At 65.0% G+C, this 12,660-nt stretch carries 13 protein-coding genes; 9 read left to right on the plus strand and 4 right to left on the minus strand.

The window, feature by feature from the left end:
• Window position 1 precedes the first annotated feature (1 nt).
• Window positions 2-952 (plus strand): tyrosine recombinase XerC, encoded by a 951-nt coding sequence (gene xerC / locus HD842_RS11550; RefSeq protein WP_183554529.1) that lies wholly within the window; start codon window positions 2-4, stop codon window positions 950-952.
• A gap of 36 nt (window positions 953-988) precedes the next feature.
• Here the strand turns inward: xerC and HD842_RS11555 are convergent, their stop codons facing one another.
• Window positions 989-1,711, minus strand: a complete 723-nt coding sequence (locus HD842_RS11555) for an autoinducer binding domain-containing protein (RefSeq protein WP_370660826.1) — start codon at window positions 1,709-1,711, stop codon at window positions 989-991.
• Between the two features lie 138 nt (window positions 1,712-1,849).
• On the opposite strand from HD842_RS11555, the gene HD842_RS11560 reads away from it, so the two are divergent.
• The 8 genes from HD842_RS11560 to HD842_RS11595 all read left to right on the plus strand — a co-directional run bounded on the left by HD842_RS11560 (window position 1,850) and on the right by HD842_RS11595 (window position 9,272).
• Window positions 1,850-2,728, plus strand: a complete 879-nt coding sequence (locus HD842_RS11560; protein WP_183554531.1) for an alpha/beta fold hydrolase — start codon at window positions 1,850-1,852, stop codon at window positions 2,726-2,728.
• 144 nt (window positions 2,729-2,872) lie between these two features.
• Complete coding sequence (locus HD842_RS11565; protein ID WP_183554533.1) at window positions 2,873-3,952, plus strand: CobW family GTP-binding protein; 1,080 nt, start codon at window positions 2,873-2,875, stop codon at window positions 3,950-3,952.
• Between the two features lie 255 nt (window positions 3,953-4,207).
• The gene (gene dksA / locus HD842_RS11570; protein WP_183554535.1) at window positions 4,208-4,657 is read left to right on the plus strand and encodes an RNA polymerase-binding protein DksA; all 450 of its coding nucleotides are present in this window, start codon (window positions 4,208-4,210) and stop codon (window positions 4,655-4,657) included.
• A 266-nt stretch (window positions 4,658-4,923) separates the two neighbouring features.
• A complete protein-coding gene (locus HD842_RS11575; RefSeq protein WP_183555288.1) occupies window positions 4,924-6,183 on the plus strand; it encodes an STAS domain-containing protein in 1,260 nt (419 codons plus the stop codon).
• A 99-nt stretch (window positions 6,184-6,282) separates the two neighbouring features.
• Window positions 6,283-6,819, plus strand: a complete 537-nt coding sequence (hslV, locus tag HD842_RS11580; RefSeq protein ID WP_183554537.1) for an ATP-dependent protease subunit HslV — start codon at window positions 6,283-6,285, stop codon at window positions 6,817-6,819.
• A 13-nt stretch (window positions 6,820-6,832) separates the two neighbouring features.
• The gene (gene hslU, locus HD842_RS11585) at window positions 6,833-8,170 is read left to right on the plus strand and encodes an ATP-dependent protease ATPase subunit HslU (protein ID WP_183554539.1); all 1,338 of its coding nucleotides are present in this window, start codon (window positions 6,833-6,835) and stop codon (window positions 8,168-8,170) included.
• Between the two features lie 19 nt (window positions 8,171-8,189).
• Window positions 8,190-8,393, plus strand: a complete 204-nt coding sequence (locus HD842_RS11590; protein WP_183554541.1) for a hypothetical protein — start codon at window positions 8,190-8,192, stop codon at window positions 8,391-8,393.
• A gap of 147 nt (window positions 8,394-8,540) precedes the next feature.
• Window positions 8,541-9,272 carry a helix-turn-helix domain-containing protein gene (locus HD842_RS11595; RefSeq protein ID WP_183554543.1) on the plus strand — a complete coding sequence of 244 codons (732 nt, stop codon included), beginning with the start codon at window positions 8,541-8,543 and terminating at the stop codon, window positions 9,270-9,272.
• A 54-nt stretch (window positions 9,273-9,326) separates the two neighbouring features.
• Here HD842_RS11595 and HD842_RS11600 read toward each other — a convergent pair whose 3' ends face one another.
• From HD842_RS11600 to gspE, 3 genes are read right to left on the minus strand one after another with little or no spacing between them, the layout of a single operon-like run.
• On the minus strand, window positions 9,327-9,968 hold the full coding sequence (locus HD842_RS11600) for a hypothetical protein (RefSeq protein ID WP_183554545.1): 642 nt from the start codon (window positions 9,966-9,968) through the stop codon (window positions 9,327-9,329).
• 42 nt (window positions 9,969-10,010) lie between these two features.
• Window positions 10,011-11,231 carry a type II secretion system inner membrane protein GspF gene (gspF, locus tag HD842_RS11605; protein ID WP_183554547.1) on the minus strand — a complete coding sequence of 407 codons (1,221 nt, stop codon included), beginning with the start codon at window positions 11,229-11,231 and terminating at the stop codon, window positions 10,011-10,013.
• 3 nt (window positions 11,232-11,234) lie between these two features.
• Entirely contained in the window at window positions 11,235-12,656 is a 1,422-nt protein-coding gene (gspE, locus tag HD842_RS11610; protein WP_183554549.1) for a type II secretion system ATPase GspE, read from the minus strand.
• Window positions 12,657-12,660: the final 4 nt, after the last annotated feature.

Here is a 12,660-nt window from a genome sequence, read left to right on the forward strand (position 1 = left end):
CATGGACACGCGCGAGCCGCCAACCGACTGGGCCGCGCGCTACCTCGGCGAACTGGCCACCCAGCGCCAGTTGTCCCCGCACACGATCGCGGCCTACCGGCGCGACCTGGCCGAGCTCGCGGAGCTGGCCGGCCACAGCGACTGGGCCCGGCTGGTGCACGCTGACATCCGCCGCTTTGCCGGCAAGCTGCATGCCGGCGGCCAGTCCGCGCGCTCCATTGCGCGCAAGCTCTCGGGCTGGCGTGGCTTCTACGAATGGCTGTCGCACCAGACGACGCTTGCCGCCAATCCGGTCGACGGCGTGCGCGCCCCGAAGCGCGCGCAGAGCCTGCCGAAGGCGCTGGCGGTCGACGACGCCGTGCAATTGATGGAAGCAAACCAGCGCGGCCACCTCGAGCCGTTCGAGCTGTGCAATCACGCGATGTTCGAGCTGCTGTATTCGAGCGGGCTGCGCGTGTCGGAACTGGCGGGCCTGGACGTGGCCTGGCAGGATGCGCGCGGCGGCCAGCCGGGCTCGCTGGGCTGGCTCGACCTGCAGGCGGGCGAAGTGGTGGTGACCGGCAAGGGCAACAAGATGCGACGGGTGCCGGTCGGCGGCCCGGCGCGCGAGGCGCTGGCGCGCTGGCTCGCAGTGCGTCCTGCCGCGCGCGACGGGGGCGCCGCGCTGTTTTTGTCGGCGCGCGACACCCGCATCACGCCGCGCGTCGTACAAACCCGCCTGAAACAGCACGCGCTGCGCGCCGGCACGCCGGTGCACGTGCACCCGCACGTGCTGCGCCATTCGTTCGCGTCGCACCTGCTGCAATCGTCGGGCGACCTGCGCGCGGTGCAGGAACTGCTGGGCCACGCCAGCATCACGTCCACGCAAATCTATACGGCCCTGGACTTTCAGCACCTGTCCAAAGTGTATGACGCGGCGCACCCGCGGGCGAAAGCCAAGCCGGAGTCCTGAGCCGGCGTCTCGCACCGGCCTCTTAAAGCAGGCCTTTTAAAGCAGGCCGAACAACGCGGCCTTGACCACGGCGGCGGTCTTGTTGGCCGCACCCAGCTTGAGCAGGGCATTAGCAACGTGAAAGTTGACGGTCCGCTCGGACAGGCTGAGGATGGTGCCGGCCTCGCTCGAGGTCTTGCCATCAGCCATCCAGCGCAAGACTTCGGCTTCCCGCGCGCTGAGCGCCAGCACCGGCGTACCTGGCGCCGGCCGCTGCAGGCGGGCCAATCCCTGGTGCGCCGCATGCGCCAGCCACGACATATTGGCTTCGCTCTGGTCCAGCTCGGTCTCGGACAGCGCATCGTGCGAGCGCGCCAGCGTCAGCATGCCGACGCAACCATCCGGCGTACGCGACGCCTGCGCCCAGCCCACCTGCAAACCATGGCCACGCGCGTCTTCCCACAGCGGGCGCGCCTGCGCGAATACCGGCTCGCTCCACAACAGCGGCAACAGCGATACGGCGCCATGCCGGACCGTGGGATCCTGCCCCAGATAACCCTGGTCGGCATAGCGCGCCTGCCATACATCCGGGTAATTGTTCAGCATGAGGGTCGACCGTTTCGACAGCGGCATTGGCTTGCGCATGCCGTAGGCGCAATAGTCGAAACCCAGTTCGCGCGCGGCGCCGGCGACGACCGCAAACAGGCCATCCGCATCCACGGCACGGCCCATTGCGTCCAGATGACGGGCACGCCATTGCGCCATCGATTCGTTTGCCACCGCTTCCCCCATCCCCAGCCCGCTGCCCGACTGACATATTTGACAGTACCGGTGTCTTGCCGCGTTTCTTAGACTATTGCTTCACATCCAATTGTCGCCGCATGCAGACAGGATGACAACGCATTTAATGGAGTCAATATGGTCTATCTGGCCCGCACCGTCGGTGCCGTCCTGCTGGCACTGAGCACGTTTGCCGGCGCCCAAACGCCTGCTGCCATGCCAAAGGACACACCCGAACTGCTGGACGTGGGCTCCTACCGGGTGCAGCTGGTCAGCAAGGGCGCCGGTCCTTATACCGTCATCTTCGAGTCCGGCTTCGGGCGCGACCTGAACGTGTGGCGCGATGTGGCGCCGCAGGTGGCCAGGTCGAACAGGGTGATCACGTACTCGCGCGCCGGCCATGGCCGCTCGGAGGCGCGCCCCGGCACGCCAACCGTGGCCAGCCGTACCGATGAACTGGAACAAGTGATCGCTGCTGCAGGCGTGCGCCCGCCCTTCGTGCTGGTCGGCCACTCCTACGGTGGCTTCCTGATCCGCAGCTACGCCGCACGCCATCCGGCCCAGATCGCCGGCATGGTGTTCGTCGACCCCAGCGACGAGCACCAGAGCACCGAGCTGCGCAAGCTCGATGCCGCCGCGGTCGACAACGACGCCCGCCTGCTGGTGCAATACATGCCGCCCAAGTTCCAGCCCGAACTGGCCCAGGTGCAGGCCATTCTCGACAGCGGCAACCTGCCCCTGGCCGGGCCCTTGCCGGATGTGCCGGTCGTGGTGCTCACGTCCGTGCAGCGCCGCGAGCAGCCGCAACTCTTTTTGGAAACCCCGGCAGCCGTCGACGTCTGGCGCGATCTGCATGCACGCTTCTTTCGCGGCTTCCGGCGCGGCAGCCATGTGGTGACGCCCGATAGCGGCCACAACATCCACCAGGAACAACCGCAGCTCGTGGTTGCCGCGATTGCCCAGGTCATTGCTGCGGCCGACACCGCACGCGCGGACGAGGCGGCCGGCAAGCAGTAGACACCCTGCCAATCCGGCCAGAAGTCCGTCCATGGTTTGAACACGATCGGCACGCGACACGCCAGATGGTGAGGTTGCAAGAATTGCGGCATAATCCCCCGGTTCTTTTGTCCAACCTTGATGTCAACCACGAGTAGCGAACCAATGGACCTGATCCCCAGCACCATCCTCACCGGCTTTCTCGGCGCGGGCAAGACCACCCTGCTCAACCGCATCCTGCAGGAAGACCACGGCATGCGCATCGCCGTCATCGAGAACGAATTCGGTGAAGAAAACATTGACAACGAAATCCTGGTGCAGGACTCGGGCGAGCAGATCATCGAGATGAACAACGGCTGCATCTGCTGCACCGTGCGTGGCGACCTGATCGAAGCACTCAACAGCCTGGCAAAGAAACGCGCTGCCGGCGAAATCAGTTTCGATCGCGTCGTCATCGAAACGACGGGCCTGGCCAATCCAGGCCCGGTGGCCCAGACCTTCTTCGTCGATGAAGAAGTTGGCGCCCACTACCTGCTCGACGCCGTCGTCACCGTGGTCGACGCCCGCCACGCGATGGAACAATTGACCGCCCACGAAGAAGCCCAGCGCCAGGTGGGCTTTGCCGACAAGATCCTGCTGTCCAAGACCGACCTGGTCGATGCCGCCGCCGTCGATGCGCTCGAGGCGCGCCTGCAGCGCATCAACCCGCGCGCACCGATCGCCACGAGCGACTTCGGCCGCGCGCCGATTGCCGACGTGCTCGACCTGCGCGGCTTCAACCTGAACGACAAGCTGGACATCGATCCCGATTTCCTGCGTGTCGATGGTGAAGACGGGCACGACCATGATCACCAGCACGAACATGGCGCCGATTGTGGCCACGACCACGGCCACGACCACGTGCACGATGCGTCGTGCAGCCACGACCATCATCACAGCCACCACAGCGACGACATCGCCGCGTTCGTATTCAAGAGCGAGCGCGCATTCGACCCGGAGCGTCTGGAACAGTTCCTTGGCAGCCTGGTCCAGGTCTTCGGCCCGCAAATGCTGCGCTACAAAGGCGTATTGCGGATGGATGGCGTCGATCGCAAGGTCGTGTTCCAGGGCGTGCACCAGATCATGGGCAGCGACGTAGGACCGAAATGGGGGGAGAATGAAACGCCCGCCACCAAGATGGTCTTTATTGGTAAAAATTTACCAAAAGACGTATTTATCCGCGGACTGGAACAGTGTTTGGTATAAACTGCATCAGTTTGACTGGCCATGCAGGCATGTCCGGCGCCATGCGTCGACAGTTTGCCAGGCCGGGCCGCACGGACCGCCACGACGCGCTTCAAACAGCCAGTGGTGAACCGCCCTTGCCGCCCATGCGGCGCGGACGGAGATAGGATGGCGTACCGTCGTCATCAAGGCAGCCTGCCCGGCATGCACCCATTTGTGCGGTGTTACTGATGGGCAAGCTGATAAAATGCAAACCTCTGTCGTATCGAAGGCATCATGACTAAAACAACGAAACCGAATACCGCCCAGTCCGACGAACGCCTCCTGACGGAAGACGAGATTCGCGCGATGAGCGAGGGCGACTACATGAATGCAGCCCAGCTGGCATTCTTCAAGAACCGCCTGCAGGAACTCGAGCGCGAACTGCTCAAGAACGCCGGCGAAACCACGGAACACCTGCGCGAAACCGTGCTGGTTCCCGATCCGGCCGACCGCGCAACCATCGAAGAAGAACATGCGCTCGAACTGCGTACCCGCGACCGCGAGCGCAAGCTGCTCAAGAAAGTTCAGCAATCGATCCAGTCGATCGACGGTGGCGAATACGGCTGGTGCGAAGAAACCGGCGAGCCGATCGGCATCCCGCGCCTGATCGCCCGCCCGACCGCCACGCTGTCGCTGGAAGCCCAGCAGCGTCGCGAACTCAAGCAGAAGCTGTACGGCGACTGATCGATGAGCGTGCTGAACCTTGATTCAGCGCCAGAAAAAAAGCATGCGACCTGTCGCATGCTTTTTTTATGTGCAGACACCATTTCTTGATGTTTGTAACGACGCATGACAGCCGCCGTCCCGGCCATGCGCGCACGCTACAATTGCTCAATATCCTACCAACATTGCCCTTCGGCTACACTGACGCGCGGCCACGTGTGCTCAGCATCCGTCGCCAGGGTCCGTGCTAAGGTCATGGTGGACACGTTATCGAGACAACGGTGAGCATGGGGCTTTTTTCCTTCCTGAAGAAAAAGAACGATGCGGTGGCCGCGCCCAGCTGGCCGCCACCCGAGTCGCGCCTGCGCAGCGAACCGTCACGCCTGGCGTCTGACGCCGAGCGCGAACGCCAGCGCGAAATCGCGCGCGCCACCGCTGCCAAGATCGACGAAATCGAACTCGAATTTGCGTCCGACATGTTCGACGACGAGCCGGCCTGGGACAGTGGCCGCCGCCCTGCCAACGGCGTCACGGTGGCGGCCGCGCCCGATCCCGACGACATCCCCGACCAGGCCGCCGCGCCCGCCAGCGCCCCGGCGGTCGACGAAAGCGCCATCCTGTACGCCAACGGCCAGAGCGCCGCTGCCGAACAATTGCTGCGCGAATCGCTCGCGACGCTGGGCCGCCACGAACGCCTGCCATGGTGGATGCTGTTCGACCTGTATCAGGCCGATGGCCGCGAAGAACTGTTCGAGAGCATCGCGATCGATTACGCCAGCCACTTCGAAACCTCGCCGCCCACCTGGAAGCCGCTCGCGCCCGCCTCGGTGGCAAGCCAGCCGGCGCAGGGGCTGACCGCCACTGAAACCTTCGACACGCTGCTCGATGCAACCGTCGCGCCCCGGCTGCGCCGCGTACTCGAGGCGCAGGCGCCGAACGTGCGGCTCGACTTCGGCAAAGTGCGCAGCATCGATGCGGACGGCGCCGACTGCCTGCTGCCCGCCCTGCAGACGCTGCGCGCGAGCGACCGCGGCCTGGTGCTGGCCGGCGCCGACACCTTGATCACAACGCTGCGCCCGATGCTCGTCATCGGCAAGCGCGGGGCCAGCCCGGCGCCATGGCTGCTGCTGCTCGAACTGCTGCTGCTGACCAACCGCGAGAAGGATTTCGAAGAAGCGGCGATGGATTACTGCGTCACCTACGAAGTCTCGCCGCCCTCGTTCGAAGCGCCCCGCCATGTCTCGACCGCCGCACCGGCCCCGAGCCACGGCGACCGCTTCATGCTGCCCGCCGTGATCAGCAGCCTGGACCCGGCATTGACGGGGGCCATCGAGGCCTACGCCGCAGAACGCGACGCACTCGTGCTCGACTGCTCACGGCTGGCGCGCATCGAGTACGCCGGCGCCGGCAGCCTGCTGGCGCGGCTCGATGCACAGGCCGCAGCAGGCCGCACGGTCGAGCTGCGCGAACTGAACCATCTTGTGGCCGCCCTGCTGCGGCTGCTCGGCGCCGGCGATAGCGTGCGGCTCTATCCGCACCGCTACTGACCCTGGCTGTAATAGCGCATCCGTATTTCCCGTTCGGATAATCTTGCAATCCCGCGCACGGTCCCCACCTGCTGGTAGCCAGACAATCACGAGGTAAAAATGGAACAATTTCACGGTACAACCATCGTCAGCGTACGCCGCGGCAATCAGGTCGCGCTCGGCGGCGATGGGCAGGTCACGCTCGGCAACGTCGTCATGAAGGGCTCGGCCCGCAAGGTGCGCAAGCTGTATCAGGGCAAGGTCCTGTGCGGTTTCGCCGGCGGCACCGCCGACGCCTTTACGCTGCTCGATCGCTTCGAGGGCAAACTTGAAAAGCACCAGGGCAACCTGCTGCGCGCCTCGGTCGAGCTGGCCAAGGACTGGCGCACCGACCGCGTGCTGCGCCGCCTGGAAGCCATGTTGCTCGTGGCCGACCGCGAATCCACCCTGATCATCACCGGCAATGGCGACGTGCTCGAGCCGGAAGACGGCATCGGCGCGATCGGCTCCGGCGGCATCTATGCGCAGTCGGCCGCCAAGGCCCTGTACGAGAACACCGACATGGCGCCTGCCGAAGTGGTCAAGAAAGCGCTGACCATTGCAGGCGAACTGTGCATCTACACGAACATGTCCCACATCATCGAGACCCTGGACTGATATGAACAGCTTCATGAACATGACCCCACCCGAAATCGTCTCCGAGCTGGACAAGCACGTCGTCGGCCAGGGCAAGGCCAAGAAGGCCGTCGCGATCGCGCTGCGTAACCGCTGGCGCCGCCAGCAGGTCGAGGAACCGCTGCGCTACGAAATCACGCCGAAGAACATCCTGATGATCGGCCCGACGGGCGTCGGCAAGACCGAGATCGCGCGCCGCCTGGCCAAGCTGGCCGATGCGCCATTCATCAAGATCGAAGCGACCAAGTTCACCGAGGTCGGCTATGTCGGACGCGACGTCGACACCATCATCCGCGACCTGATCGACATCGGCATCAAGCAGACCCGCGCCAGCGAAGCGAAGAAAGTGCGCCAGCGCGCCGAAGACGCCGCTGAAGACCGCATCATCGATATCCTGGTGCCGCCGGCGCGCGACTTTGGCTTCAACACCGCCAATACGCCGGACAGCAAGGAAGGCGACGCCACGCGCCAGACCTTCCGCAAGCGCCTGCGCGAAGGCGCGCTCGACGATCGCGAAATCGAGATCGAAGTGTCCGACGCTGCGCCGCAGATGGAAATCATGGCGCCGCCAGGCATGGAAGAAATGACCGAGCAGATCAAGTCGATGTTTGCTGGCGCCAACGGCGCGCGCAAGAAGCCGCGCAAGCTCAAGGTCCAGGAAGCCATGAAGATCCTGATCGACGAAGAAGCTGGCAAGCTGCTCAACGAAGACGAGCTCAAGCAAAAGGCGATTGCCAACGTCGAGCAGAACGGCATCGTGTTCCTCGACGAGATCGACAAGATCGCGACCCGCTCCGAGCATGGTGGCGCCGATGTCTCGCGCGCCGGCGTGCAGCGCGACCTGCTGCCGCTGGTAGAGGGCACGACCGTGAACACCAAGTACGGGATGATCAAGACGGACCACATCCTGTTCATCGCGTCGGGCGCGTTCCACCTGTCCAAGCCATCGGACCTGATCCCCGAGTTGCAGGGCCGCTTCCCGATCCGCGTCGAGCTCGAATCGCTGTCGATCGAAGACTTCAAGAGCATCCTGACGTCGACCCACGCCAGCCTGACCAAGCAATACCAGGCGCTGCTGGCCACCGAAGGCGTGCAGGTCGAGTTTCTGGACGAAGGCATCCATCGCCTGGCCGAGATCGCGTTCTCGGTCAACGAGCGCACCGAGAACATCGGCGCGCGCCGCCTGTACACGGTGATGGAAAAGCTGCTCGAGGAAATTTCGTTCACTGCCGGGTCGGAAAAAGACCAGGTGGTGCGCATCGACGCAGCCTTTGTCAACGAACGACTCGACGCGCTGGCGGTCAACGAAGACCTGTCACGCTACGTGCTGTAATTTCTTGCGGGAGGCCGGCATGGCAAACAAGGCATTGGCGACGCGGCAAAAAATGCGGTTGCGGATCGAACCGTCGCAGCAAGCGGGCAAGCCACGCAATCCCATCGCCGCGCTGGCCAAGGCGCGCGCCGCCGGCCCGCATGCCAAGCCGCTCTCGAGCGAGCGCACTGCCGCCAAGCAGGCGCTCAGGAAGGTTAAGCTGGTGGCGGGCGACGACGATTGAACCGGCCCCAGGTACGCTGTGCTTACACTCTTTGCGGACACTTCGGTGTCCGTTTTTTTGGCCAGGGGCGCCATTCCGGTGTACGCGCCTTGTCCGCACCGTGATTCAACGTTAAAGTCAGCCGTTGTCATTTTCTCTGGATCGCCAATGAGTTCACCCGATCTGATCCTGGACGCGCTGCGCATACGCTTGCGCGCGGCAGGCATCACGTATAAAACGCTGTCCGAGCGCATTGGCGTGAGCGAATCGAGCGTCAAGCGCATGTTCGGGCAAAAAGATATGGCGCTGTCGCGCCTGGCGGAGATTTGCCAGGCCACCGGCATTGGCCTGGAAGACCTGCTGCGCGGAGCGATCGAGGCGCGGCCCCAGCTCGATGCGCTGAGCCTGACGCAGGAACGCTCCATCGTTGCCAACCCTCGCCTGCTGTTGATGGCGATCTGCTGCCTGGGCCACTGGAGCATCGAACAGATCATCGAGACCTACGACCTGACCGAGGCCGAATGCATCACGCTGCTCGCCGAGCTCGATCGGCTGGGACTGATTGAACTGAAACCGCTGAACCGTTACCTGCTGCGGGTGTCGAATGCATTTCGCTGGCTGCCGGATGGCCCGGTGCAGCATTTCTTCCGCGAGAACGTGGTGAACGATTACTTCTCGGGCCGCTTCGATGGGGCGGGCGAAGCGCTGCTGTGCCTGCCTGCGCGGCTGTCGCCGGCCAGTGCGCTCGAACTGTCGCTGAAGATCGATCAACTGGCGGCCGAACTGGCGCGGCTGCACCGCAACGACCGGCGCCTGCCGGCCGACGAGCGCAAGGGGCATACGCTGCTGCTGGGCTTCCGGTCGTGGGAACTGGCGGCGTTTACGGCATTGCGGCGCTGAGCGGCTACTGCTGCGGCGGCTGATGCGCGGCTACTGCTGCCGACACCAGACTGATTACATCACCGGCCGCTCGCCGTTCATTGGCTGCGCGTTCTGTGGCATCTGCGGCTGGCCCTGTTGACCCGGGTTGTCCTGCTCCGGCGGCGGATCGCGGGGCTGGCCCTGCATCCCTTGCGGATTGCCATTCGGCGGCGCGCTCTGCATCATCGGCGGCGCGCTGACCACACCCGGGGCCATTTGCGGGTCCATCACCGGCTGCGGTGACATTGCGCGCGGCACCGGCTGGCTGATCGCACTCGACTGGCCGGCATCAGGCGCCAGTTCAACGCGCTTCATGACGCCGCTATCGGACAACATCACATAACGCCGATGCACTTCGGCCACCACGACGCCGGGCGCGATCTCGCGGCCGATGCGCACTGCTTTCGGCGGCGACCCGTCGGCCACCAGGATCACGGCGCTGTTGGCGCCGGCCGAGACCACACCGGTCAACTGAAAACTGGAAATCGCGACCGTCGGCTGGCCGCCAAACAGCGTGGCTGCAGCTTCCGGGCTCGGCGCGGGCTGGGTCGCCATTGGCGCTGCGGCCAGCGGGCGCTGCTCGGGCTTGTACAGCTGCAGGATCCAATAGGCGCCCGATGCGGCCAGCACGAGCAGGGCCAGCAGGGTTAAAAGAAGGGGCAAACGCTTGTTCATGGTGTCTTTCGCATCTCGGTCATTGGCATCGCTGCGCGATTCTTATTGCACCAGCTGGTTGATTTCGATGATCGGCATCAGCACAGCCAGCACGATCAGCAGCACGACCAGGCCCATCGCCAGGATCAGCACGGGCTCGAGCAGGCCGGCAATGGTCAGCGTGCGCCGCTCCAGATCGGCCTGCTGCGAATTGGCAGCGCGCTCGAGCATGGCCGGCAGTTCGCCGGTGATTTCGCCGGCGCGGATCATGTGCACGAGCATCGGTGGAAACAGCTTTTGCGCCGACAGCGCGCGCGCCAGGCTCACGCCTTCGCGCACGCTGGCCGTGGCCTGCTCGACCAGTTCGGCCATCGCCACGTTCGACAGTGTTTCGCGGCTGGTGTCGAGCGCGCGCAGGATCGGCACGCCCGAGCCGGTGGTGATCGCCAGCGTGCTGGCAAAGCGCGCCGTGTTCAGGCTGCGCTCGAACTTGCCGTAGATAGGCGCAGTCAGCAGCCACGTGTGCCAGCGGCGCTTGAGCACCGGATTGCGCAGCGCGCGCCGCCACAGCCAGAACGCGCCGGCAATCAGGATGCCGACATAAATCCCATACGCGCGCACGAAGTCGGACACGGCCAGCATGACGACCGTGAGGAATGGCAGCTTTTGCTTGGTGTTGGCAAATACCGAGACAATCTGCGGCACCACGTAGGTGAGCAGGAAAATCACGATCGCAAACGCGACGACGGTGACGATCGCCGGATACGTGAACGCCAGGCGCACTTTCTGCACGAGGGCATTGCGGCGCTCGATGTAGTCGGCCAGGCGGGAGAGCACGCGCGACAGTTGGCCGATCTGCTCGCCCGAGCCGACCAGCGCCCGGTAAATCTCGGCAAAGTCGCGCGGGTGGTGCGTCAGGGCGGTGGAGAAGGCCGAGCCGCCGATGACTTCGGCGCGGATCGACGCAACCAGGTCGCGCACGTACGGCCGCTCGGCCTGTTCGAGCAAGGCGGTAAACGCTTGCTCGAGCGGCAGGCCGGCTTCCAGCAGGCTGGCCAGCTGGCGCGTGAACAGTGCCAGTTCGTTTTGCGACAGGCGCTCGCCGATGCCGCGCGAGCGGGCCACGCCGGCGGCGTCGAGCTGGGCTGCGATGGCTTCGACGCTCAGCGGCGTCAGGCCCTGCGCGCGCAGGTCAGCGCGCGCGGCGCGCGGGCTGTCGGCGTTGACCACGCCCTTGCGCGTGGCGCCCGCGTTGTCGACGGCTTCGTAACGAAATGCCGGCATCGGTTAGTCCTTGGTCACGCGCACGATTTCGGCCCGTGTGGTGGTGCCATCGAGCAGCCAGCGTTCGCCGTCTTCGCGCATGGTCTTCATGCCCACGCCCAGCGCCGCGACACGGATGTCGGCTTCGGATGCCCGGTTGTGGATCTGGGCGCGGATCTGGTCGGTGGTCTCTAACAGCTCGTAGACGCCGACGCGGCCGTGGTAGCCCGTGTGGCCGCAGCGCTCGCAGCCAACCGCGTGCCAGGTCGTGCCGTCGAAGGTCTTGCACTGCGAGCAGAGCTTGCGCACGAGGCGCTGGGCCATCACGCCCAGCAGCGACGAGGACAGCAGGAACGGTTCGATGCCCATGTCGAGCAGGCGCGTCACGGCCGAGGCCGCATCGTTGGTGTGCAGCGTGGCCAGCACCAGGTGACCCGTCAGCGATGCCTGGACGGCGATCTGCGCCGTTTCCAGGTCGCGGATCTCGCCGATCATGATGATGTCAGGATCTTGCCGCAGGATGGCGCGCAGCGCTTTCGCGAACGTCATGTCGATGCGGGCATTGACCTGGGTCTGGCCGACGCCGTTCAGGTCGTACTCGATCGGGTCTTCGACCGTCATGATGTTGGCCGTCGCCGCGTTCAGGCGCGACAGCGCCGCGTACAGCGTCGTGGTCTTGCCCGAGCCGGTCGGACCCGTGACCAGCACGATGCCGTGCGGCTGGTTGATCAGGCGGTCGAACTGCGGCAGCAGGTCGCTGGCCATGCCCAGGTGCGACAGGTCGAGGCGCCCTGCCTCTTTGTCGAGCAGACGCAGCACGGCGCGCTCGCCGTGGCCGGTCGGCAGCGTCGAGACGCGCACGTCGACTGGTTTGCCACCCACGCGCAGCGTGATGCGGCCATCCTGCGGCAGGCGTTTTTCGGCGATGTCGAGCTGCGACATGATCTTGATACGCGAGATCAGCGACGCGTGGATGGCCTTTTTGGGCCGCACGATGTCGCGCAGCGCGCCGTCGATGCGAAAGCGCACGACCGACGTCTGCTCGAACGGCTCGATGTGGATATCGGATGCACCCTCGCGCAGCGATTGCGTCAGTAGCGCATTGATCATGCGGATCACGGGCGCGTCGTCGGACGATTCGAGCAAATCTTCGATCGCCGGCACATCCTGCAGCAGCTTGGTCAGGTCGAGGTCGGCGTCGAACTCGTCGACCACCTGCGAGGCGTCGTTGCCACCGCCGGCATACGCACCGGCGATGACGGTGTCGAGCTCGTCCTTGTCCATGCGGCGCAACTGGATGCGGCCGAAGCGGCGCGACACCTCGGCGATGGCGGCCGGCGCGGTCGCGCTGGAGACCAGCACTTCGACGCTCTGGCCCGGTTCGCCAGTGCCGCGCGCCAGGACGACGTGGTCACGGGCGAACGCGTAGGGCAAGAGATTGGTCATCTGA

Origin of the sequence: Massilia aurea (assembly GCF_014200505.1) — a bacterium.
Classification (GTDB): Bacteria; Pseudomonadota; Gammaproteobacteria; order Burkholderiales; family Burkholderiaceae_D; genus Telluria; species Telluria aurea_B.